At 59.2% G+C, this 20,635-nt stretch carries 24 protein-coding genes and 1 pseudogene; 9 read left to right on the forward strand and 16 right to left on the reverse strand.

All coding sequences use genetic code 11. The features are described from left to right. The first annotated feature begins 8 nt into the window (after positions 1-8). The gene (gene ccoS / locus ACIGHL_RS21920; RefSeq protein WP_128121131.1) at positions 9-218 is read left to right on the forward strand and encodes a cbb3-type cytochrome oxidase assembly protein CcoS; all 210 of its coding nucleotides are present in this window, start codon (positions 9-11) and stop codon (positions 216-218) included. Then, positions 211-945 (forward strand): sulfite exporter TauE/SafE family protein, encoded by a 735-nt coding sequence (locus ACIGHL_RS21925; protein WP_128121130.1) that lies wholly within the window; start codon positions 211-213, stop codon positions 943-945. The genes ccoS and ACIGHL_RS21925 overlap by 8 nt, the downstream gene beginning before the upstream one ends. Before the next feature lie 61 nt (positions 946-1,006). On the opposite strand, the gene nadE is transcribed toward ACIGHL_RS21925, so the two are convergent. Continuing rightward, positions 1,007-1,834, reverse strand: coding sequence for an NAD(+) synthase (nadE, locus tag ACIGHL_RS21930; RefSeq protein WP_046161154.1), 828 nt, complete (start codon positions 1,832-1,834; stop codon positions 1,007-1,009). 194 nt (positions 1,835-2,028) lie between these two features. Between nadE and hemN the strand changes: the two genes are divergently transcribed. The 4 genes from hemN (at position 2,029) to ACIGHL_RS21950 (ending at position 5,429) form a co-directional block, all read left to right on the forward strand. Beyond that, entirely contained in the window at positions 2,029-3,411 is a 1,383-nt protein-coding gene (gene hemN / locus ACIGHL_RS21935; protein ID WP_128121149.1) for an oxygen-independent coproporphyrinogen III oxidase, read from the forward strand. A gap of 104 nt (positions 3,412-3,515) precedes the next feature. Further along, positions 3,516-4,250 (forward strand): fumarate/nitrate reduction transcriptional regulator Fnr, encoded by a 735-nt coding sequence (gene fnr / locus ACIGHL_RS21940; protein ID WP_045427770.1) that lies wholly within the window; start codon positions 3,516-3,518, stop codon positions 4,248-4,250. A 10-nt stretch (positions 4,251-4,260) separates the two neighbouring features. Then, on the forward strand, positions 4,261-4,809 hold the full coding sequence (locus ACIGHL_RS21945) for an adenine phosphoribosyltransferase (protein ID WP_045427773.1): 549 nt from the start codon (positions 4,261-4,263) through the stop codon (positions 4,807-4,809). Positions 4,810-4,811: 2 nt separating this feature from the next. After that, complete coding sequence (locus ACIGHL_RS21950) at positions 4,812-5,429, forward strand: SCO family protein (protein WP_413818132.1); 618 nt, start codon at positions 4,812-4,814, stop codon at positions 5,427-5,429. A gap of 21 nt (positions 5,430-5,450) precedes the next feature. On the opposite strand, the gene ACIGHL_RS21955 is transcribed toward ACIGHL_RS21950, so the two are convergent. From ACIGHL_RS21955 to pdxB, 8 genes are all read right to left on the reverse strand, one after another. Then, positions 5,451-6,158: a type 2 periplasmic-binding domain-containing protein gene (locus ACIGHL_RS21955; protein ID WP_241509217.1), complete on the reverse strand. Its 708-nt coding sequence runs from the start codon at positions 6,156-6,158 to the stop codon at positions 5,451-5,453. 9 nt (positions 6,159-6,167) lie between these two features. Next, the gene (locus tag ACIGHL_RS21960) at positions 6,168-6,941 is read right to left on the reverse strand and encodes an ABC transporter permease (RefSeq protein ID WP_045427779.1); all 774 of its coding nucleotides are present in this window, start codon (positions 6,939-6,941) and stop codon (positions 6,168-6,170) included. After that, positions 6,941-7,684 (reverse strand): ABC transporter ATP-binding protein, encoded by a 744-nt coding sequence (locus ACIGHL_RS21965; protein ID WP_128121129.1) that lies wholly within the window; start codon positions 7,682-7,684, stop codon positions 6,941-6,943. Before ACIGHL_RS21965 ends, ACIGHL_RS21960 begins: the two co-directional genes overlap by 1 nt. Positions 7,685-7,777: 93 nt before the next feature. Next, positions 7,778-8,767 carry an ABC transporter substrate-binding protein gene (locus tag ACIGHL_RS21970; RefSeq protein ID WP_128121128.1) on the reverse strand — a complete coding sequence of 330 codons (990 nt, stop codon included), beginning with the start codon at positions 8,765-8,767 and terminating at the stop codon, positions 7,778-7,780. A gap of 204 nt (positions 8,768-8,971) precedes the next feature. Continuing rightward, on the reverse strand, positions 8,972-9,571 hold the full coding sequence (recR, locus tag ACIGHL_RS21975) for a recombination mediator RecR (RefSeq protein ID WP_046161150.1): 600 nt from the start codon (positions 9,569-9,571) through the stop codon (positions 8,972-8,974). Between the two features lie 135 nt (positions 9,572-9,706). Next, positions 9,707-10,033, reverse strand: a complete 327-nt coding sequence (locus tag ACIGHL_RS21980) for a YbaB/EbfC family nucleoid-associated protein (protein WP_019339308.1) — start codon at positions 10,031-10,033, stop codon at positions 9,707-9,709. 15 nt (positions 10,034-10,048) lie between these two features. Next, a complete protein-coding gene (gene dnaX / locus ACIGHL_RS21985; protein WP_446697700.1) occupies positions 10,049-12,142 on the reverse strand; it encodes a DNA polymerase III subunit gamma/tau in 2,094 nt (697 codons plus the stop codon). A gap of 112 nt (positions 12,143-12,254) precedes the next feature. After that, complete coding sequence (gene pdxB / locus ACIGHL_RS21990) at positions 12,255-13,400, reverse strand: 4-phosphoerythronate dehydrogenase PdxB (RefSeq protein ID WP_128121126.1); 1,146 nt, start codon at positions 13,398-13,400, stop codon at positions 12,255-12,257. Positions 13,401-13,520: 120 nt separating this feature from the next. Here pdxB and ACIGHL_RS21995 point away from each other — a divergent pair, with 120 nt between their 5' ends. Beyond that, positions 13,521-14,906, forward strand: a complete 1,386-nt coding sequence (locus ACIGHL_RS21995) for an MATE family efflux transporter (RefSeq protein WP_128121125.1) — start codon at positions 13,521-13,523, stop codon at positions 14,904-14,906. Positions 14,907-14,927: 21 nt separating this feature from the next. Here the strand turns inward: ACIGHL_RS21995 and ACIGHL_RS22000 are convergent, their stop codons facing one another. Then, positions 14,928-15,683 carry a sulfite exporter TauE/SafE family protein gene (locus ACIGHL_RS22000; protein WP_128121124.1) on the reverse strand — a complete coding sequence of 252 codons (756 nt, stop codon included), beginning with the start codon at positions 15,681-15,683 and terminating at the stop codon, positions 14,928-14,930. Positions 15,684-15,784: 101 nt separating this feature from the next. Here ACIGHL_RS22000 and ACIGHL_RS22005 point away from each other — a divergent pair, with 101 nt between their 5' ends. Further along, positions 15,785-16,741 carry a LysR family transcriptional regulator gene (locus ACIGHL_RS22005; RefSeq protein ID WP_128121123.1) on the forward strand — a complete coding sequence of 319 codons (957 nt, stop codon included), beginning with the start codon at positions 15,785-15,787 and terminating at the stop codon, positions 16,739-16,741. 12 nt (positions 16,742-16,753) lie between these two features. Here the strand turns inward: ACIGHL_RS22005 and ACIGHL_RS22010 are convergent, their stop codons facing one another. Both ACIGHL_RS22010 and speE read right to left on the reverse strand, forming a co-directional pair. Further along, complete coding sequence (locus tag ACIGHL_RS22010) at positions 16,754-17,095, reverse strand: ribonuclease E inhibitor RraB (protein WP_045427804.1); 342 nt, start codon at positions 17,093-17,095, stop codon at positions 16,754-16,756. Between the two features lie 360 nt (positions 17,096-17,455). Further along, entirely contained in the window at positions 17,456-18,316 is an 861-nt protein-coding gene (gene speE / locus ACIGHL_RS22015) for a polyamine aminopropyltransferase (protein ID WP_128121122.1), read from the reverse strand. A 156-nt stretch (positions 18,317-18,472) separates the two neighbouring features. Between speE and ACIGHL_RS22020 the strand changes: the two genes are divergently transcribed. Next, complete coding sequence (locus ACIGHL_RS22020) at positions 18,473-19,405, forward strand: DNA-3-methyladenine glycosylase family protein (protein WP_241509221.1); 933 nt, start codon at positions 18,473-18,475, stop codon at positions 19,403-19,405. On the opposite strand, the gene ACIGHL_RS22025 is transcribed toward ACIGHL_RS22020, so the two are convergent. From ACIGHL_RS22025 to ACIGHL_RS22040, 4 genes and pseudogenes are all read right to left on the reverse strand, one after another. Continuing rightward, positions 19,362-19,952, reverse strand: coding sequence for a histidine phosphatase family protein (locus ACIGHL_RS22025; protein ID WP_413818133.1), 591 nt, complete (start codon positions 19,950-19,952; stop codon positions 19,362-19,364). The genes ACIGHL_RS22020 and ACIGHL_RS22025 overlap by 44 nt on opposite strands. Then, positions 19,918-20,109 carry a PLDc N-terminal domain-containing protein gene (locus ACIGHL_RS22030; protein ID WP_128121120.1) on the reverse strand — a complete coding sequence of 64 codons (192 nt, stop codon included), beginning with the start codon at positions 20,107-20,109 and terminating at the stop codon, positions 19,918-19,920. Before ACIGHL_RS22030 ends, ACIGHL_RS22025 begins: the two co-directional genes overlap by 35 nt. A gap of 3 nt (positions 20,110-20,112) precedes the next feature. Then, complete coding sequence (locus ACIGHL_RS22035; protein ID WP_045427813.1) at positions 20,113-20,322, reverse strand: PLD nuclease N-terminal domain-containing protein; 210 nt, start codon at positions 20,320-20,322, stop codon at positions 20,113-20,115. Between the two features lie 40 nt (positions 20,323-20,362). Further along, a pseudogene (locus tag ACIGHL_RS22040) lies at positions 20,363-20,635 on the reverse strand (hypothetical protein); the annotation flags it as partial.

A 20,635-nucleotide genomic window follows, 5' to 3' on the forward strand; every position in this document is an offset into this window, starting at 1 on the left:
AGGCATTTTTGGCCGCACTTTACATTTTGATTCCCGTCGCCGTGGTTCTGGTCGCGTTGGCCATTTGGGTCTTTTTCTGGGCCGTCGACAGCGGCCAGTACGATGACCTTGACGGCCCGGCCCATAGCATCCTTTTCGACGAGGAGGACCCCCAGCACCGGGCAGGCATCGAGCAGGCAGACAAGGGCCGCGACGAAGGGAATCCCAATCGTGAATGAGTTGTTGCCACTGCTGATATCGGCTCTAGTGCTCGGCCTGCTTGGTGGAGGCCACTGTTTAGGTATGTGTGGTGGTTTGATGGGCGCCCTGACCATGGCTATTCCTGCTGAGCAGCGCGGCAAACGACTGCGCCTGCTCGTGGCTTATAACCTGGGGAGAGTACTGAGCTACGCTTTTGCCGGTCTGCTGATCGGACTGGCTGGTTGGGCCGTTGCCAACAGCCCTGCCGCGATGGCGTTGCGGATTCTAGCCGCACTGCTGCTGATCAGTATGGGCTTGTATCTAGCCGGCTGGTGGGCGGGCCTGACCCGTGTCGAAGCGATTGGACGAGGCCTTTGGCGCCATATCCAACCATTTGCCAGCCGGCTGATGCCGGTTAAGAGTGTTCCACGAGCGTTGCTGCTCGGCGCTCTCTGGGGTTGGCTGCCATGCGGACTTGTCTACAGCACCTTGCTATGGGCCGCGAGCCAGGGCGATGCGCTGGACAGCGCCCTATTGATGCTGGCATTTGGCATCGGTACCTGGCCCGTGCTTCTGGCAACCGGCCTGGCTGCCGAGCGACTTACCGCAGTGCTTCGTAAACGCGGCGTGCGAATGCTTGGCGGTGTCACCGTGATCCTTTTTGGTCTTTGGACGCTTCCAGGCCCTCATCAACAATGGCTGATGGGCCATGGCCATGTTGGCGGTGCGTCCCTGCAGCAAGCGCCCTCTCACGTTCATCAGTGAAACGCCACTGACCCGAGAGAGTCCACCGAAACGCCGGCTTCCGTTCACGCCTGCATTTTGCTCAGGGCTCTTTCGGCAGCTGGCGCTTGTGGGCCGACTTATCGTAGGTGTCGATGATGATGCGAGCCGCCTCATCAGGTACCGCTCGGCCTTGCAGAAAGGCATCGATATTTTGATAGCTCACCCCATGAGCATCTTCGTCCGGCTTGCCGGGTGAAAGCTCTTCGAGATCGGCAGTGGGGACTTTTTTTACCAGCTGTTCAGGTGCACCCAATGCAGCCGCCAGCTCACGGACCTGATGCTTGACCAAACCGGCCAGCGGCGTCAGGTCGCAAGCCCCATCGCCAAACTTGGTGAAGAATCCCATCACTGCTTCTGCCGCATGGTCGGTACCGATAACCAGTCCTTGTCGCGCGTTGGCAATGGTGTACTGAGCCACCATGCGCATCCGCGCCTTGGTATTGCCAATCACGAAGTCGCGCTTTTCCGGAGTCAAGTCATCAAGCGCCTCGGTAGCTCGCGTCAAGCCTTGCACGGCGGCTCCGATGTTGACCGTATGGCACTCATCCGGCTTGATCGAATCGACAGCAAGCTGCGCTTCGTCTTCGTCATGCTGAACTTGATAGGGCAGCCGGACGGCAATGAAGCGATAGTCGTCGCCCTCTCCGGCCTCCCGCATCCCCTCGACTGCACGCTGCGCGAGCAGTCCTGCGGTAGTCGAATCCACGCCTCCGCTGATCCCAAGCACCAGCGTCTTGAGACCGGACTCGCGCAGACATTGCTGGATGAAGGCGACTCGCCGATCAATCTCGGCCTGTATTGCTGCTGCCCCATCGAAAGGGGCGCAAACGTTAAGCGCAGCAGCGATTTCTTGCTGACGACGATGCATGGGTTTCTCCTTGCAGTTGATAAGGTTGGGAACGACCGTAGCTAATCCGACCATAATTCAGCGAATAAATCTCCTTCTGCGTACCGCCGGTCTCGGGCGCCGCAGCAGGGTCCGGACTCGCTTGATACAGGTCAAGTCTAAGCAGCGACACCCGCCCTAGAATCCGGCCACCGCAGTCAACCCGAGACCGTATGATGCTCGACGCCATTCGCTGGGATGCCGACCTGATTCATCGTTACGATCAGGACGGGCCGCGCTATACCGCTTATCCGACGCCCCTTCAGTTCAATTGCAAACTGGGCTCATTCGACCTATTGCATGCCCTGCGCAGCAGCCGCCAGGCGGCCAGGCCGCTGTCACTGTACGTCCACCTGCCATTCTGTGCGGACATCTGCTATCACTGCCAGCGCAACAAGGTCATCGCCAAAGATCGTGGGCGGGCATTGCCGTACCTTACGCGGCTGGAAAAAGAAATCGAGCTGATCGGCTGCCACCTCAGTCCGGAACAGGTTGTGGAGCAACTGCATTTCGGCGGTGGCACGCCGACCTTTCTCGGCCATGCCGAGCTGCGCAGATTGATGAGTCATTTGCGTAAGCACTTCAATCTGCAAAACGACGATCACGGCGATTTCAGCATCGATATCGATCCACGCGCAGCGGACTGGCCAACGATGGGGCTATTGCGGGAGCTTGGATTCAATCGCATCAATATCGGCCTGCAGGATCTTGACCCTGATGTGCAGCGAGCCATCAACCGCACGCAGACACTGAAACAGACACAGACGGTTATCGAGGCTGCCCGAACCCTGCAGTTCCGTTCAATACAGATTGATTTAACCTACGGTTTACCACTGCAAACGCCCGAGCGGTTTGCTCACACCATAGCCGCCGTGATTGCCCTGCAGCCGGAGCGCGTGTCAGTTGCCAGCTATGCGCATCTACCCGAACGGTACATGGCCCAGAGAAAAATCAACCCCGCAGAGCTACCTACCCAGCCGAACAAGCTGACGATGCTGCAACACAGCGTGGAGCAGCTGACTCGCGCCGGCTATCGCTATATCGGTATGGATCTTTTCGCCCTGCCTGACGATGAGCTCGCAATGGCCCAGGAGGATGGCGCACTTCAGCGCAGTTTCCATGGCTATACGACTCATGGGCATTGCGATCTGGTCGGCCTGGGCGTTTCAGCGATCAGCCAGGTCGGCGATTTGTACTGCCAGAACAACAGCGACATTACTCTCTACCAGCAGTCGCTGGGACAAGGTCAGCTCGCCACGATCCGTGGCCTGCGATGCAGTGAAGACGACCAGATCCGGCGCTACACGGTCCAGGCGTTATTCTGTAATTTCGAGCTGCGTTTCGACGAGATTGAAAGCATTTTCGGCGTCAGCTTCAAGAGCTATTTCGAGCAAACCTGGCCAGCCCTGGAGCAAATGGCTGCCGACGGGCTGATCCAACTGAATGCAGACGCGATGACCATTCTGCCGGCCGGACGGCTGCTTGCGCATGCAGTGTGCATGCACTTCGACCACTGCTTGCCGCCCCGCCCTGCCTCGCGGTTTTCCCACGCTATGTGAGTAACGACCCGAGCCGACGACCGCCCTGCGACCCTTGTACCGATTGGCCTAAGGTGCCTGCGTGAGTTAGTCTTGCGCACCGTAAGGTTTATCAGGATCCCGCAATGTCCGAGCCCATCAAGGTCCGCAAGCAGCCGCAGGCTAATTGCAAGGATTGCAGCCTCTCTGGCCTCTGCCTGCCGCTTTCGTTGAATATGCAGGACATGGAATCGCTGGACGAAATCGTCAAGCGCGGACGTCCCCTGAAGAAAGGCGAAACACTGTTTCGTCAGGGTGACGCGTTCAGTTCCGTGTTCGCCATCCGCGCCGGTGCCCTACGCACCTTCAGTGTCACGGATGCCGGCGAGGAGCAGATCACCGGTTTCCACCTGCCAAGCGAGCTGGTTGGACTGTCCGGCATGGACACCGAAACTTACCCGGTATCCGCACAAGCCCTTGAAACCACTTCGGTGTGCGAAATCCCCTTCGAACGCCTCGATGAGCTTAGCGTGCTGCTGCCGCAGCTCCGTCGCCAGCTAATGCGCATCATGAGCCGCGAGATTCGCGATGATCAGCAGATGATGATGCTGTTGTCGAAGAAGACCGCTGACGAACGCATCGCGACCTTTCTGATCAATCTGTCGGCCCGCTTCAGTGCGCGCGGCTTTTCGGCCAATCAGTTCCGCCTGCCCATGTCACGCAACGAAATAGGCAACTACCTCGGTCTCGCGGTAGAAACGGTTTCGCGCGTATTTACCCGCTGCCAAGCGAGTGGCCTGTTGGAAGCGGAAGGCAAGGAAGTCCGAATTCTTGATTCCATCCGGTTGTGCGCCCTGGCGGGCGGAAACATGGATGCCTAACGGAGCTCGTATGATTTTTGATGAATTCGCCATCAAAACCCTGATTAGACCGGTCCCGGACTTCCCCAAGCCTGGCGTAGTGTTCCGTGACATCACCCCGCTGTTGCAGTCGCCGAAAGCGCTACGCATGGTGGCGGACAGCCTGATCCAGCGCTACGTCGAAAGTGATTTTAGCCATGTCGGTGCGCTGGATGCCCGCGGCTTTATCATCGGCTCGATCATTGCCTACGAGCTGAACCGGCCACTGATTCTGTTCCGCAAAAAGGGCAAGCTCCCTGCCGACGTACTGGCGGCGTCCTATCGCACCGAGTATGGCGACGCCTACCTTGAAGTGCACGCCGACAGCCTCTGCGAAGGGGATTCGGTTTTGCTGTTGGATGACCTGATCGCCACGGGCGGCACACTGGTCGCCGCTGCTCAGCTGGTCCGCCGCATGGGCGCTCAGATTCACGAAGCCGCAGCGATCATCGACCTGCCGGAGCTCGGGGGTTCTCGCAAGTTGCAGGACATGGGCATTCCCACGTTCACCCTGACTGCGTTCGAGCTGAACGAGCGCTAGTTTTGATCTGCAGAAGGACTTCGGCGATACGCTGCGCAGCACTGCTCGGCTTGCTGGCGTTCTGCTCATCTTCGCTTGCGGTCGAGCGTGAAGCCATGCTGGACCAGGCTAACCTGCTGATCCTTCCGCGTGAGCGGCAATTGCCTGACGTCGAACTCATAGACGAGCAGGGACAGACTGTTACAACTGACGCACTACGCGACCACTGGTATCTGTTGTTTTTCGGTTTCACGGCCTGCCCAGACGTCTGCCCTACAACCTTGAGCGACATGCGCCGCCTACTCAGCCAGCTACCGCCTGACGTACGTGAACAAGTGCGGGTGGTTTTGATCAGCGCTGATCCTGCGCGCGATACGCCCGAAGCACTGCGTACCTACCTCGGTTACTACCGAGCGAATTTCAAAGGACTGACAGGCGAAATCCCAGAGCTGCAGAAAATGTCCAAAGCACTAGGGCTTCCTTTCGTTGCAGCAACGAGCATGGAAGGCGACTACAACGTGAGCCATAGTAGCAATCTGGCTATTGTCGGCCCGAATGGGACCCTGCGGGGGCATATCCGAGCTCCTTTGAAACTGGACGGGCTGCTTCAGTTCTTGCCACAGCTAATCGAGGCCAAGTGACTCCTAAGCCTGATGCAGGCCTCAGTGGCAATCAAGCGTGTCGGCTAGCACGTAGGCTTGAAAGGCAACCTCGTCGATCCAGTGCTGCGTCACCTCGGCCAGCGCGCCGCTCCCTTGCTTGCTGGCGGTGAACCGTTCGATTCGCTGCTGCAGCGCTGTATCAGCTGCCTCGATTCGCAATGTCAGAGGTTTGTTCTCTGGCTGTGGCAGCAATCGATTAAAGCGACGCCATTCGGGTAGTTCGGCAATCTGCTGGAGCAACACCCGGTCTTCCACCACTGCCTGACATTCTCCGAGTTTCAGTCCGATTAACGCTTGGGCCGCGCTGGGGTAGGTTCGTGCGACACCGCCAAAGCGGGACACCACCAAGTCTGTGTGGGGGCTTTCTTCTGTCACGCAAAAAAGCTCGCCGGCAAGATCAGACCAATCGGCAGGCCCTTTTTCGTTTGCCGCCAGCGCCGCGATTTCACTGAAATAGTAAGCCGCGCCAGAACCCAGCTTACCGAAGAGAAGGTCGCCTCCTACGGAGGCATCAACCAGTGCAACCTCGCGGCCCAAGGCTTCGCCCAAACGCTCAAGCCAGGCGGCCTCGAACCCTTCCCTGACCGACTCGGCCTCCGCCGCCTTGAGCGGGCGGTAAGCATCAACCGGGGCAGCTTCGATGACTCCAGCCTGGGTGCCAACCGGCACCACCAGCATGAGCATGAGCCGTAACAGGCGTATCTTCACGGTGCCCTCTCAAACGTACTGGTAGCGCAGCATCCGTTGCTTGAATTTCTCCAGGACAACCTGATCGATTAACGTCGCGAGAATGGCGATGACCAAAATATTCATCATCACCCCGGCCATGTCGGCAATTTCTCCGGAGTACGCAAGCGAGCGTCCAAGCCCCTGGCCGAAGCCGATCAGCATTTCCGCCGAGATCAGCGCCCGCCAGGCATTGCCGAAGGCCAGCTGCGCGCCAGTGATCAGCTCAGGCATCACGGCCGGCAGATAAACACGTCGCACCAGTTGCCAACGCGATGCGCCCATCACCCGAGCCGCGGCGACCTGGACCGGCTGCACGCTTTCGGTGGCATTCATGACGGACAGCGCCATCGGGAAGAACGCCGCAAGTGCGACCACGACGATGATCGGCAGGTTGCCGAAGCCCATCACGATCAAGAACAGCGGTACCCAGGCGATCGATGGTATTGACTGCAGTATGACGATGGCCGAACGCAGGATCTCGCGAAAGAAGAACAGTACGCCCCCCAGCAACCCAAAGCCGATACCAAACAGCATTGCGAAGCTATAACCACTCCCCAACCGACTCATGCTGCCGTAAAGCCCTTCGCGAAAATCTGGCTCGTAAACCGTGGTCAGCAGCCTTTCGAACACAACGGGAATGCCGGGCATCAAGAACGCAGGAAGGCTCCATGCAGCGATTTGCCAGATCAGCAGAATGAACAGAATCGCCAACACCACGGCGAGGTACTTCTTCGGACCGGTAAGACGACGTCCCTGACTCATCAGTGCCCTACCTCCGTCTTAATGCCTAACAACCGAAGGATCTCGCGCCGCTCAGCGGCGAACTCGGAAAGATCGTGGCTCTTCTCGCAATGGATGAAGTTAAATGTTTTCAGCACTTTGGCTGGGCGGGCGCTGAACACCAGCACGTGATCCGCCAGATACAACGCTTCATCAACGTCATGGGTGACCAGCAATACAGTAGGCTGATGCTCGTCGATCAGCTCTCGCAGAACGTCCTGCAACGCCATGCGTGTGAGCGCATCAAGCGCACCGAAAGGCTCATCGAGCAGCAACACTTCCGGCTTGGCAATAAACGCGCGAGCCAGTGCCGTGCGCTGACGCATGCCGCCGGACACCTGGTGCGGGTAGTAGTGTTCGAAGCCATCCAGGCTGACCCGAGCGAGCCAGACCTTTGCCTGATCGAACGCATCAGCCCTGGCGACTCCTTGAAGCTCAAGCGCCATGGCCACATTGGCCTGCAACGAAAGCCAGGGATACAGCGCATGCTCTTGGAAAACCAGCGTACGCCGAGGGCTTGGGCCAGGAATCTTCTCGCCATCGGCGAGCACGCGCCCTGCGGTTGGTTCTTCAAGTCCGGCAACCAGGTGCAGTAAGGTTGATTTCCCACAACCAGAAGGCCCAACGAGGGCGACCAGCTCACCCTGGGCGAACTCGCCGCTGAAGCCCTTGATGACTTCTAGCTGGCCAAAACGCTTATCTACTTCTTCAAACCTGAGTTGCATATCGCTTTGAAGACCTCAAGAACTGCCCGATCAGCGGGCGGAATGACACTGCCCGGCACGGTGGCCGGGCAGTGTGGAACAATCTGCAGCGGTTTACAGCTCGCGTGCTTCTTGCCAGGACAAGTCGAGAATGGCGCTGGTATCGAATGGCTTGCCATCGCGAGTCTTGAGCGAGCCGAGCTCCTGAAGAATATCGGCCAGTTCCTGAATACGCTCCAAATCATCAGTGCCAAGCTTGGCGCCGAAGGTCTGGGTTGCGATGGCTTCTTCGATCACGACCTCACGGGGCAGCTCACCGCGATTAAGCGTCTTCAACGTCGGCTCGGCGATAAAATAATCAGCAATCAATTTGGCCGCTTCTGCCGGCTGATTCTCTAACAATTCAATCGCGTCACGTTGGGCGTCCAACGACTGCCAGACCGCCTCCTTGCGCTTTTCCAGGGTTTCCCCAGCGGTAATCACCACCATGCAGGGAAATGGCCAAACCTCGCCGATCTCGTAGATCTGTTTGACGGGTGCCACTAGCTGGGCGATCCGATCATAGGGTTCGAAGAGAAATGCCGCATCGGTACGACCTGAGACGAGGGACTGGACCGCAACGGCCGGGCTGGTGCCCATGATGTTGACATCGCTAGGCGCCAACCCCGCAGCCTTCAAGGTGACGCCGCGCAATACCGCATCGGCAGTACTGCCTTCTTTCTGCGACGCCAGAATCTTACCTTTCAGGTCAGCGATCGTCTCGATGCCAGTTCCTTCGCGGGCCACGATAGAGTGATAGCCCTGCTGGGCACCGCCGACCACCTTCAGATCAGCGCCCTTCGACGCCCACGCCACCGCGTTGGTGAACCCAAGAACACCTGTGTCCAACTGGCCGCCGATAATGGCCTTGATCAAATCGGTACCGGAACTGAACTCAACCAGCTCGACATCCAGGCCGTGCTTTTTGTAGAAGCCGCCCTCGTAGGCAACCATCGCCTGGGCATCATCCATCACCCGGATGTATCCGACTTTGAATTTTTCCTGGGCCTGCGCAAAAGCGCTCAGCAACAGCAGTGCGGGAACCAACCAGTGTTTTGCCTTCATTATCGACCTCAAGTAGATAGGCAGCGCCATGCATATAACCAAGCGAGCAAATGTATATTCATTTGGTTATTAGCGGATTGTGGCTTAGAACTTTACATGAAGTCCGGCTTGCTAGGCACTACCTAGGGGCGATAACCGGTAAACCAGAAGTTATAAAGCAGAAGGTTGCCGCCAGAATTGCTTTCGGCCCAGATTGCCAACAAGTCAGAGGGTGATCGTCTTCCGGCCGGCCAGCGCATGTGCAAGCGTGCCCCCATCGACGAGATCAAGCTCACCGCCAAGCGGCACACCGTGCGCGATGCGGCTGAGGGTCAACCCTTTTGGTATCAAAAGCTGAGCAATGTAATGCGCAGTAGCCTCGCCCTCAACGGTTGGATTGGTGGCTAATATCGCCTCGCTGAAATTGCCCTCAGCCACTCGTCCGAGCAGTTCGGGGATGCCTATTGCCTCTGGGCCTAGACCATCGAGCGGGGAAAGATGCCCCTTGAGTACGAAATAGCGGCCACGAAAGCCTGTCTGCTCCACTGCGAACACATCGACAGGACTTTGCACGATGCACAGCAAGGCATCGTCCCGTCGCGGATCAGCGCACTGCGGGCAGAGCTCTTCCTCACTCAATGTGCGGCACTGGCGGCAGTAGCCCACCTCCTCCATCGCACGTGCAAGCGCCTGAGCCAACCTCAGCCCGCCGCTGCGGTCGCGCTCAAGCATCTGCAATGCCATGCGCTGAGCCGTTTTTTGCCCTACGCCAGGGAGAATGCGCAATGCGTCAATGAGTTGGCGAATAAGCGGGCTGAAAGACATGGGTCACCAGGTTGAGGAGCAGTGGGCTGTAAATTGAAGCGGTACTAGAGACCGTGCCGTGAATGACGCTGATAACTCATTCACGGCGCCGATCGGCCGCGCTGGCTGAGTGCCTGGAACGGCACTCGGAAGCCATCAGAAGGGCATCTTGAAGCCGGGCGGCAACTGCATCCCGTCGGTCATGCCGGACATCTTTTCTTTGCTGTTCTGCTCGATCTTGCGCACGGCATCGTTCACTGCAGCGGCGATCAGGTCTTCTAGAATTTCCTTGTCCTCTTGCATGAGGCTGTCGTCCAGGCTAACGCGTTTGACGTCGTGTCGACCGTTCATCACAACGCTCACCAGGCCGGCGCCGGACTGGCCGGTCACCTCGGCGTTGGCCAACTCTTCCTGCATTTTCTGCATCTTTTCTTGCATCTGCTGCGCCTGCTTCATCAGGCCGGCCATGCCACCTTTCATCATGGGGTCTACCTCGGATCAGGGTTCGGAATGTTCTACGGGTTCGATGGTACCGTCGCGGATGACGGCGGCGAACTGTTGCATCAGCTGTTGCACCACGGGATCGGTTTGAATCGACTGCTCAGCGGCCCGTTGACGCTCGCCCCGTCGGCGGGCCGCGGCCTGGGCCGGAGTTTCCTGCTGCGGGGTCTGCAACTCGATGTCCAGCTGCAAGGTGCGCCCATGGTACTGATTCAGCGCATCGTTCAGACGTCGATGTTGAGTCGTATTGAACAGCGCACTCTGCGCCGGATCCAGGTGCATCAACCAGCGATCACCTTCAACGGAAATCAAAGTGCAATTGGCCGCGATACTGCCGGTCAGGCCTGCCAACCCGAGTTTCAGATAAATATCCTGCCACTCGGCCGCCAGTCCGGTCGCCGGTTCGACCGCAGGAGCAGGTTCGACAGAGTGCTGCTCCGACGCTGGATCATCCAGCCCGTCCAGGTAGGCTTCAGCCTGCGTTTCGACCTCGAAGTAATCCTCGTCAGTCAGCGGGGGTTCTTCATCGTCAGGCTCGCTCACCTCGACGACCGCAGCGAAATGTTCAGCGGTTTCAATAGAAGCGGTCCGTTGCTCTACCGCCTCAGTTTCCACCGCAACCGGTGACGATGCCGGCGGCTCATTCCACGGTACGTCGACCACCGAAGGTGCCGGCTTCGACGCCAAAGGTTGAGACGTCGGAGCCGGCGTGACCTCCACGGCAGCGGCCGGCGACTCGGGAACTTGGACATGAGCCGGGGCTGTTGGCGAGGGTACGGGTACAGGTGCAGGTGCAGGCGCAGGTGCAGGTGCAGGTAAAGTGTCCGGCTGCGGCGGCACCGAAGAGCTGACCGCAGCGGCCGGCGCTGGCGCTACGGGCTTTGCAGCCAGATCATGATCCGGTGCGGCCGATGCCGCAGTACCGGCCACGTTTGTTGAACTGGAATCAGTCGTGGCCGGACTGACTCCCAATGTCTTTAATGGTGTTCGCGGTGCGTTATCGCTGTCAGCAGGTCGGAACGCGAGCATACGCAGCATGACCATCTCGAATCCGCTTCGAGGATCGGGTGCCAACGGCAGATCGCGCCGGCCAATCAGCCCCATCTGGTAATAGAACTGTACGTCCTCGGCCGGCAATGCCTGCGCCAGTGCAAGCACTCGGTCACGGTCGCCCTGGCCATTATCTACCGCGTCCGGCAACGCCTGGGCGACAGCCACACGGTGCAAGACGTTGAGCATTTCCGCGAGGACGCCGGCCCAATCAGGGCCTTGCTCGGCAAGGTGACGAACCGCTTCCAGCAGCGCCCTGGCATCGCCTTCAAGCAGCGCCTGCAGCACGCCATAGACCTGCCCGTGATCAAGGGTGCCCAGCATGCTGCGGACGTCGGCCGCGAGTACCTTGCCCTCTCCAAACGCGATCGCCTGGTCGGTCAGGCTCATCGCATCGCGCATCGATCCATCCGCGGCACGGCCGAGCAACCAGAGCGCATCTTCCTCGAACGGGACCTGCTCGACGCCAAGCACGTGGGTCAGATGCTCCACTACGCGTTCGGGCGGCATGTTTTTTAGAGAGAACTGCAGGCAGCGCGACAGGATAGTCACCGGCAGCTTTTGCGGGTCCGTCGTGGCTAGCAGAAACTTGACGTGCGGCGGTGGCTCTTCAAGCGTTTTAAGCAATGCGTTGAACGAGTGCGACGAGAGCATGTGCACCTCGTCGATCAGATAAACCTTGTAGCGTCCACGACTAGGCGCGTACTGCACGTTATCCAGCAACTCTCGAGTGTCTTCAACCTTGGTGCGGCTCGCGGCGTCTACCTCAATCAGGTCGACGAAACGCCCTTCGTCGATTTCACGGCAGACCGAGCACTCCCCACAAGGCGTGGAGCTGATACCCGTCTCGCAATTGAGGCATTTCGCGATAATCCGCGCGATGGTGGTCTTGCCAACCCCACGCGTACCTGTGAACAGATAGGCATGGTGCAGGCGCTGGCTGTCCAGTGCGTTGATCAGAGCCTTGAGCACGTGCGTTTGGCCGACCATTTCGCGGAACGAGCGCGGACGCCATTTACGGGCTAGTACCTGATAACTCATAACACCATCGCGGGATAAAGCAGAGGACGGGTAATGCTAGCGGAGCAGGCTGCAAATTGCATCCAGCCTGACGCCTGCATGACGGACACAGCTTGTTATGGCAAACGCCCGGTCAGCGCTTAACAGTTGCCCCCAGGGCTCGCACGATCTGTTCCAGCTGCGGCTGGCCGCCGGTGATCTCGATCTGCAAGCTGTCTATTTCCCGACGGGGTGGGTATTGCTTTCGCAACTGGTCGAAGCCGACGCGGCGCTGGGCCTCGTCAGTGCCCAGGTTGCGACGAAATGCAGCGTCGTCACGTCGCGGGTCATACACGGCCCGACAGATTATCTCCAACAGTTCGCTAGGCTTAGTCGAAGCATCGAAGGCAAGCCCTCGCAGCGGCGCTGGCGGCATTAGTTCCGCCAGTTCAACCGTTGGCTCCAAACCTCTGCTCGCACAGAACGCCAGATAGATCTGCTCCGTTCCGCGCAACTTCCCATCCAGGCTATAACCGGCGATGTGGGGGGTTGCGATCCAACACAGCTCGGCCAATTCGACATCGACCTGAGGCTCACCCTCCCAGACATCGAGCACCGCCTGGATGTCTGTCCGCCTGGCCAGCTGCTCGCGCAAGGCGGCATTGTCGACAACCGCGCCACGGGCGGCATTGATCAGCCAGGCGCCTGGGCGCAGCTGCTCCAGGCGAGACTGATCCAACAAGTGAAACGTCGAATGTTCGCCGTCCAGCGTCAACGGCGTGTGCACGCTGATGACATCGCACTCAGCGAGTATTTCCTCCAGGGTGACGAACTCGCCCACTTCACGTGCCTGGCGCGGCGGATCGCAGACACGCACGTCCCAACCCAGCCCGCGCAGAACCTCTACCAGCCTGCCGCCCACTTCCCCAGCGCCGATCACGCCATAACGGCGACCTTCCAGCTCGGCGCCCTCACCTTCGGCCAAGGCCAGAAGGCTGCCGAGCACGTAATCAACGACGCCGCGAGCGTTGCAGCCCGGTGCACTAGCCCAACTGATCCCCGCCTCCTCGAAATAATCAATGTCGAGGTGGTCGGTTCCGATCGTACAAGTGCCCACGAAACGCACAGGGCTCCCCTCGAGCAACTCGCGATCGACCCGGGTGACAGATCGAACCAAAAGCACGTCGGCCTGCTCGAGCGCGGCCCGGTTGATACTTCTCCCAGGCATACGGCGTATCTCGCCGAACTCAGCGAAGAAAGCGTCAACCAGAGGAATGTTTTCATCGGCAAGGATGCGCATTGTGGGGCTCCGTCTTTGATTTCCCATTCTAGACCGCGCCGGGGCGCTCTGCCGCCTTCCCGTGCATGCGACTCGCGGCGTAGACTAGGCGGCTTCTGTATACAATCCGGATAATCTGCAATGCCCACTGAGCTGAGACTCAGACGGGTTCGCGTTGAACTGCGCACCCTCTTCGCCCTCGCCCTGCCTATGATGATTGCTCAACTGGCGAACACCGCCATGGGCTTTGTCGACACCCTGATGGCCGGCCGCGTCAGCCCGGCAGACCTCGCAGCGGTGGCGCTAGGGAATTCCATCTGGGTGCCGGTTTTTCTTCTCGTAACGGGCGTCATCCTGGCGACCACGCCCAATGTTGCTCAACACTTCGGCCGTGACCAACACGAACGAATTGGACCGCTGGTGCGCCAGGCCTTGTGGATGGGACTCGGTGTAGGCTCGCTATTCGCCCTGCTGATGTGGAACGCCGAGCCGGTGCTGCATCTGATGGAAGTAGAACCGGCACTGATCGACCCGACAATGGCCTATTTACGAGCGGTTGCCTGCGGCTTTCCCGCGGTGGCGCTGTATCAAGTGCTGCGTTGTTACAGCGATGGGCTCGGCCACACGCGGCCCAGCATGGTGGTGGGCATTCTCGCGCTGATGCTGAACATTCCGCTGAATTACATTTTCATCTACGGCAAGTTGGGCCTGCCAGCCATGGGCGGGGTCGGCTGTGGCTGGGCTACCGCGCTGGTCATGGCTTTCATGCTACTGGCAATGCTGTTCTGGGTACGCCGCGCTGATTACTACCAACCAAGCCAGCTGTTTACCCATTTCGATTGGCCGAAATGGTCGGTGCTGAGCCGCCTGCTTTCGGTGGGCGTTCCGATCGGGGTTGCGGTGTTTGCCGAAGCCAGCATCTTTTCGGTCATCGCTCTGTTGATCGGCGGCCTCGGGGCGACCGTGGTCGCCGGACACCAGATCGCACTCAATTTTACGTCACTGATTTTCATGATTCCGCTTTCGCTGGGCATGGCCATTACCATCCGCATCGGTCAGGCGCTGGGACGAGGCGCACCACGGGATGCACGCTTCGTTGCTGGCTTGGGCGTCATATCGAGCCTGGTCTATGCCTGCTTTTCGGCGGGTAGCATGCTGTTGTTCAGCGAGCAGATCGCACGTATCTACACACCGGATCCGGCTGTGATTGCAGTGGCCGCCAGCCTGTTCTTCTACGCTGCACTGTTTCAGTTTTCGGACGTGGTGCAAGTGACGGCGGCAGGCGCGCTGCGCGGCTACCAAGACACGCGCATGACGATGATATTCACGCTTTTCGCCTACTGGGGGATCGGCCTGCCGGTAGGCTATGTGCTCGGCCTGACTGACAGATTCGGTGAACCCAGCGGGCCGGCAGGGCTCTGGCAGGGCTTGATTGCGGGTCTGAGCTGCGCCGCGATCCTGCTGACTATACGACTGGTGCGCAGTGCACGACGTGAAATACGCCGAGCGAGACCAGTCGCAGTCTAGGGCTGGCTCGGTGCGGGCTGTTCAGACTTCGAAGGCCAGCAGGACGGCACTCAACAGCAGAAACCCGCTGAACATAAGGCGCAATAGCCGCTCCGGTAGCGCATGCGCCAACTTCACGCCGAGGCTGATGCTCAATAGCCCTCCTATGGCAAGCGGCAAACCAAGCATCCAGTTCACCTGGTCATGTGTGGCATAAGTGACCAGCGTAACAGCGGTGCTTGGTGCCGCCAGTGACAACGATAGGCCCTGCGCCACGACCTGCGATGTACCGAATACTGCTGTGAGCACCGGCGTGGCAAGCACTGCGCCACCCACGCCAAACAAACCGCCCAGCGCACCCGCGCCAGCACCCAGCACGCCTAACCACGGCCAAGGATGGCGCAACTCGGTCCCACCGGACGGTGGCCGGAAGAACACCCGCGACAAAGTGTAGACAGCCAAAGCGACGAGGAAACCGACAAAGGCGATACGCATGCGCCCAGCGTCGAGCGATACCGCAACTGCTGCACCGGCGATGGCGAAGCAGAAGCTGGCGATGCCTAATGCTGCCGCGTGGCGCAGGTCGATGCGATTGCGCTGGTGGTAACGCCAGATCGCGAGCAGCACATTGGGCACAACCATGACCAGGGCTGTGCCCTGAGCGACCTGCTGGTCCAGATCGAACATCACACCCAATACCGGAATCGCGATCAGCCCACCGCCGATACCAAACAGGCCACCCAGCGTTCCCAGCGCCAAACCCAGCACCACATTCAACACGAATCCGACCAGGTCCATAACGCCTCCAGCGAAAGCTGCAATGCTACTAAGCGGTCTCTGGTAGGGATATGCACAAGCATGCACAATGGCTTTGCGTATCCCGCATAGCAAAGCGAACCATGGACACCAACGCGCTTACCGATCAGTTCAAGCTTTTTATCGATGTGATCGATACCGGCAGCTTCTCGGCGGCGGGTCGCCTGCGTGCACTCGCACCCTCATCCGTTGCACGACGCATAGACGCTTTGGAGCGTTCGCTGGGTTGCCAGCTGGTCAGCCGCAGCAGCCATGCAGTCAAGCCCACAGCTGCCGGCCAGGCATTTGCCGAGCGTGCCAGACGGATCGTTCAGGAACTCCAACTCGCACGAGCCGAGATGACTTCGCTACAAAGCGCACCGGAAGGCCGTATCCGTATCGATGCGCCCGCACCCTTCGGACGCAGACACTTAGCGCCAGCATTGGCTGAGTTTCTTTTGGCCTACCCGGGGGTCGATATTCAGCTGCGCCTGATCGACAGCTTTATCGATATGCAAGGCGAGCATCTCGGTGATGTCGATCTGGTGCTACGTATCGGCCCGCTGGCCGATACGCGCCTCGTCGCAACGCCGCTAGCCCCGATGATGCGCATCGCGTGCGCCAGCCCTGCCTACCTGAAACGCCGAGGCGTACCGCAAACAGTCGCAGAACTGCCGGAGCATGATGGGGTGGACTGGGATGCTCTGGCTCCACCCCATGCATGGCGATTCGAACATGAGGGCAAACGAAAGCTGTTGAAGCCAAAGCGGCTGCGGATGGTCGCGAATAATGCGGAAGCCTTGCTGACCGCCACTCTGGCGGGACTGGGCGTCGCCCACCTACCGACCTGGCTGATCAGCGACCAGCTACTGCGGGGCGATCTGCTGCCCTTGTTCTGTGAGCGCGGCCTGCCGGAACCAGAACCTAGCGGGATCTATGCGTTGCGCCTGACACGGGAAGCGGATTCTCGGAGCCGTTTGCTGCTGGAGTTTTTAAAGAGCCGCTTTGGCCCGATCCCACCCTGGGACCAGGCACTGCAAAGCGGACTCGTCTTTGCTTGAAAGCAATGGCAATCAGACAGCGCAGCCAGAAAGTTCCTGGGTAACGCCCCAACCATCGAGCACACCGCCCAGCGGCTCGACCAGGTCCTCCAGATCCTGCTCGAAGTCACCGATACCATCGAAGGTGGCATACATCACTTTGCTGACCTGCAGGTCCCAGGCCCCATCGTCGCGGGGCGCTATCTGGGTATTGACGCATTCACCGCGGAAGTTGCTGGCGGCCGCGCAGGCACGTTCACGATCGGGAAACACAGCGTAGAACTCGATCGGATGGACGCGGGCAAAGTCGAAACCGCCCTCCTTCATCCTAAGAAGTACGTTGCTGCTTACATCCTCATGGAAGGTGGCACTCATAAAACAACCTCCTCTCACTCATGGATGACGATTTCAGGAATGGAAAAGCCTTTCTCTACCTCGTTGCGGATGCGGGCCGCAAGTTGCCTGGTTATCGGATAAGAGAAACCGTGCGGTGTATCCAATAGGCCTCAGCGACGCCTCGGAGTTCGACCGATCACCGATCGGACGCCTGTGACCGTAACCTCAGCCAGACACACGGCAGCAGCCGATGCTCTGAACATTTCAGTGCATGCAGCTGCCCTTGGAACATACGACGTATAAACCGCGTCCGCAACGGGGACGGTGAAACGAAGCGATCACGACGGGATTGACTAGACCGATCCGCGCGCTGCAACGCGTCGCAGCGCGCGGATCGAACTAGCCGTTGCTGGGCTTGCTGATCGCCTGCAACACGTACTGAGGCAGCGCGAACGCGCCGATATGAATGTGCGGGTTGTAATAGCGAGTCACGATTCCGCTACCAGCGAAACGCTGACACAAAGTTTCCAACGTCAGCTTGCGGCTGTCGGAATCACATGCACCCCAAGCGAATGTCATGGCCCCACCGATATAGGTAGGGACAGCCGCCTGGTAGAAATGCCAGTCGGGAAACAAGCCGGTCATCCGCTTGGCAGTGGTCTGGACTTCAGCCAGTTGCATGAAGGGTGTGCCGTTCTGCGCGACCAGAATGCCGCCATCGTTAAGGCAGCGACGGCACGCCTGATAGAAGTTTTCCGAGAACAGAGCCTCGCCCGGCCCAATGGGATCGGTCGAGTCGGAGATGATCACGTCGAACTTCTCGTCAGTGGTTGCCACGAAACGCATGCCGTCGTCGATCACCAGGTTCAGCCGCGGATCGGCGAAAGCCCCCTTCGAATGCTCCGGTAGAAACTCCTTGCATGTCTCGATCACGGTGCGGTCGATTTCGACCAGGGTGATGCTCTCGACATCGCGGTGCTTGCTCACTTCACGCAGCATGCCACCGTCACCGCCCCCGATGATCAGGACTCGCCGCGCCAGGCCATGAGCCAGAATCGGGACATGCGTGAGCATTTCGTGGTAGATGAATTCATCTGCCTCGGTGGTCTGAATAACCCCGTCAAGTGCCATCACGCGACCCATGCGGGCATTCTCGAATATGACTAGGTGCTGATGCTCGGTGTGCACCTCATGCAGCATCTTGTCGATCCTGAAGCGCTGGCCGTAGCCCTCGTAGAGAGTTTCCTGATAGTCACTCATGGGTGTCTCCCTGATGGATGGCTTAACAGACAGGCCCGAAGGCTGTCCAGCTGACAAAGAGCAGCATTCTACTTTGGTCTTATGACAGGAGGAACCATCCGCTCCCAAAGCCCGTTTGGTGAAGACAACGCCATCAGCGCTGGCTATCGTCTACCGATGATCGTAATCCGCCTTCCTTACGTTGCCCCATGGAACTGGCCTCAGTTTCACCAGCATTTTGCGCTGCGATTGCTACCTGGCCTCGAGGCGCTGGAGCCTGAGCGCTACTCCCGTACCGTGCGTGTCGGGGACGATGTCGGATGGCTCAGTGTGCAGCCGCTCGCCACACAGCCCGCTCTTGAACTGACCCTCAGCGATTCACTAGCCGAACACACCGTGGCGTTGGTGATGCGTGTTAGGAAGATGTTCGACCTCGACACCGATCCGACAGTCATAGCTCGGCATTTTGCTGCAGACCCTCACATCGGACCTCTAGTCGCTGCCACTCCAGGGCTGCGCTTGCCGAGCGCCTTCGATCCGTTCGAGCAAGCCGTGCGGGCGATCGTAGGCCAGCAGGTCAGCGTGAAGGCGGCGGTAACCATTACGCAGCGGCTGGTCGAACGGCTTGGCGAACCATGTCTTTGCCTGTCCGCAAGCAGAACGGATAGCTTAACCAAGCTGTTTCCCCGCCCAGAAACTCTAGCCAGCGCGGCACTGGACAACATTGGCATGCCCGGCAAGCGGGTAGCAGCACTGCAACGGTTGTCCGCCGCTGTAGCTAACGGCGCGCTTGAGTTGCATGCCGATGATGGTTCGGACGCACTGGTCAGCCGTCTTTGCGAGCTTCCTGGCATTGGCCCATGGACTGCCGAGTACATAGCGTTACGAGGATTCGGCGAGGCAGATGCCTTTCCAGCCGCCGACCTAGGGCTGCTGAAGGCTCCGTTATGGGGCCGCAACGGCCTCACTCCGCGGGAGTTACGTGCCCGATCGCACACGTGGCGCCCTTGGCGAGCCTACGCTGCCGTGTACATCTGGAATAACTACGGGATCTCCTCATTGCAGGCTAAGGCGGAGGAATTCTCGTCAGCACCTGCGGCCGGTCCTTGAGGGGCAACGCCAAGATCAAAGCCTCTCCGGACCGTGGAAATATTCCAGTTAGTGCAGTGATGTTGACTTGATGACTGATGAGCACGACGGGTGGTGTCGCTGGCAATGTGCTGAGGAATTCTCGCAAAGCTTCGGTCTGCTGGCTTTTCCTGTCGGGCTGGACGAAGAACGAGTCCAGAATTGGCAAAGGTTCTACCGCAGCAAGCCCCAGCAGCTCCGCCGTTTCCAAGGCCCGGCACCAGCGACTGCTGAGCAGCCTCGGTTCATCAATACCCTTCTTGCGGAGCAAAGCGCCCCATCGCTGTGCCTGCAACCGTCCGGCTTCGTCAAGATTGCGCTGAGTTGCGCAGTCCTCCAGCACGAAGCCCGGCGGATCGCCTGTTCCGGGCGCCGAAGCGTGACGCATAAGCAATACAGCGCGCCCCTCACGCATCGCCGCCCAAGCCGCCTGTTCACCAGCCCAGGCGCTGCCCGTTGACAGCAGCAACGCGACCAGAATCGCTATGCGCAATTCACAACCTGACCTTGGCGAAATGTCCAGCGGCAACCAACCACATGATTAGCCCGACGACCGGTAACAGCACGACGACAAGGCTCCAGATGGTTTTGCGACCGACCTCGATCCGACTTCGCCAGATTTGCACGATGGCCACAATATCGGCCACCAGCACGATCAAGGCTAGCAGTGTGCTCCAGGCTTCCACGCATTAGGGCCTTAGGTTGCGCTCATCTGGCCGATTGCCACGCGGCCCCATGATGCCCCAAATGATCAGGCCCAACACCGGCAGGATAACGATCAGCAATACCCAGAGAGCCTTTTTGCCAGTGCTGCTGTCGCTACGCACCACACTGATGATTGCCCAGATATCCAGTGCCAGGATAAGCAGGCCAAAAATACCGCCGAAGGCATCGGTCATGACAAGACTCCAAATTACGGTGAGTTCGTAATTAGGATGCCTAGCTGGTTTGAGGGTTCAGTATGCGATCAGCTCGGTAACGGCGCGGATCAATCGCGTCGAAGCTGGCGACCGCAGGATGACCAGTCAGCTCGCCACCCTCGCGTACCAGGCCGCAGGTGCGCATGCCCGCCAGCTGCGCGGCGTCCAGCTCTTCCACGACATCGGAAAGAAAGAGAATCGTAACCGTCCGCCGAACCCATCTCCCCGCTTCTTCCAGATAGCGGCATGGTGTGCACCTATTTTTGGTGGACACCATTTCAAGCCACTTTCT

This window comes from Pseudomonas sp. NPDC077451, assembly GCF_044543345.1.
Lineage (GTDB): Bacteria > Pseudomonadota > Gammaproteobacteria > Pseudomonadales > Pseudomonadaceae > Stutzerimonas.

Excerpts from the sequence above, each read along its gene's own strand:
- nadE (WP_046161154.1), bottom strand. The coding sequence starts at position 1,834 with ATGCATCGTCGTCAGCAAGAAATCGCTGCTGCGCTTAACGTTTGCGCC.
- hemN (WP_128121149.1), top strand. The coding sequence starts at position 2,029 with ATGCTCGACGCCATTCGCTGGGATGCCGACCTGATTCATCGTTACGAT.
- fnr (WP_045427770.1), top strand. The coding sequence starts at position 3,516 with ATGTCCGAGCCCATCAAGGTCCGCAAGCAGCCGCAGGCTAATTGCAAG.
- ACIGHL_RS21945 (WP_045427773.1), top strand. The coding sequence starts at position 4,261 with ATGATTTTTGATGAATTCGCCATCAAAACCCTGATTAGACCGGTCCCG.
- ACIGHL_RS21960 (WP_045427779.1), bottom strand. The coding sequence starts at position 6,941 with ATGAGTCAGGGACGTCGTCTTACCGGTCCGAAGAAGTACCTCGCCGTG.
- ACIGHL_RS21965 (WP_128121129.1), bottom strand. The coding sequence starts at position 7,684 with ATGCAACTCAGGTTTGAAGAAGTAGATAAGCGTTTTGGCCAGCTAGAA.
- ACIGHL_RS21970 (WP_128121128.1), bottom strand. The coding sequence starts at position 8,767 with ATGAAGGCAAAACACTGGTTGGTTCCCGCACTGCTGTTGCTGAGCGCT.
- recR (WP_046161150.1), bottom strand. The coding sequence starts at position 9,571 with ATGTCTTTCAGCCCGCTTATTCGCCAACTCATTGACGCATTGCGCATT.
- ACIGHL_RS21980 (WP_019339308.1), bottom strand. The coding sequence starts at position 10,033 with ATGATGAAAGGTGGCATGGCCGGCCTGATGAAGCAGGCGCAGCAGATG.
- dnaX (WP_446697700.1), bottom strand. The coding sequence starts at position 12,142 with ATGAGTTATCAGGTACTAGCCCGTAAATGGCGTCCGCGCTCGTTCCGC.
- pdxB (WP_128121126.1), bottom strand. The coding sequence starts at position 13,400 with ATGCGCATCCTTGCCGATGAAAACATTCCTCTGGTTGACGCTTTCTTC.
- ACIGHL_RS21995 (WP_128121125.1), top strand. The coding sequence starts at position 13,521 with ATGCCCACTGAGCTGAGACTCAGACGGGTTCGCGTTGAACTGCGCACC.
- ACIGHL_RS22000 (WP_128121124.1), bottom strand. The coding sequence starts at position 15,683 with ATGGACCTGGTCGGATTCGTGTTGAATGTGGTGCTGGGTTTGGCGCTG.
- ACIGHL_RS22005 (WP_128121123.1), top strand. The coding sequence starts at position 15,785 with ATGGACACCAACGCGCTTACCGATCAGTTCAAGCTTTTTATCGATGTG.
- ACIGHL_RS22010 (WP_045427804.1), bottom strand. The coding sequence starts at position 17,095 with ATGAGTGCCACCTTCCATGAGGATGTAAGCAGCAACGTACTTCTTAGG.
- speE (WP_128121122.1), bottom strand. The coding sequence starts at position 18,316 with ATGAGTGACTATCAGGAAACTCTCTACGAGGGCTACGGCCAGCGCTTC.
- ACIGHL_RS22020 (WP_241509221.1), top strand. The coding sequence starts at position 18,473 with ATGATCGTAATCCGCCTTCCTTACGTTGCCCCATGGAACTGGCCTCAG.
- ACIGHL_RS22035 (WP_045427813.1), bottom strand. The coding sequence starts at position 20,322 with ATGACCGATGCCTTCGGCGGTATTTTTGGCCTGCTTATCCTGGCACTG.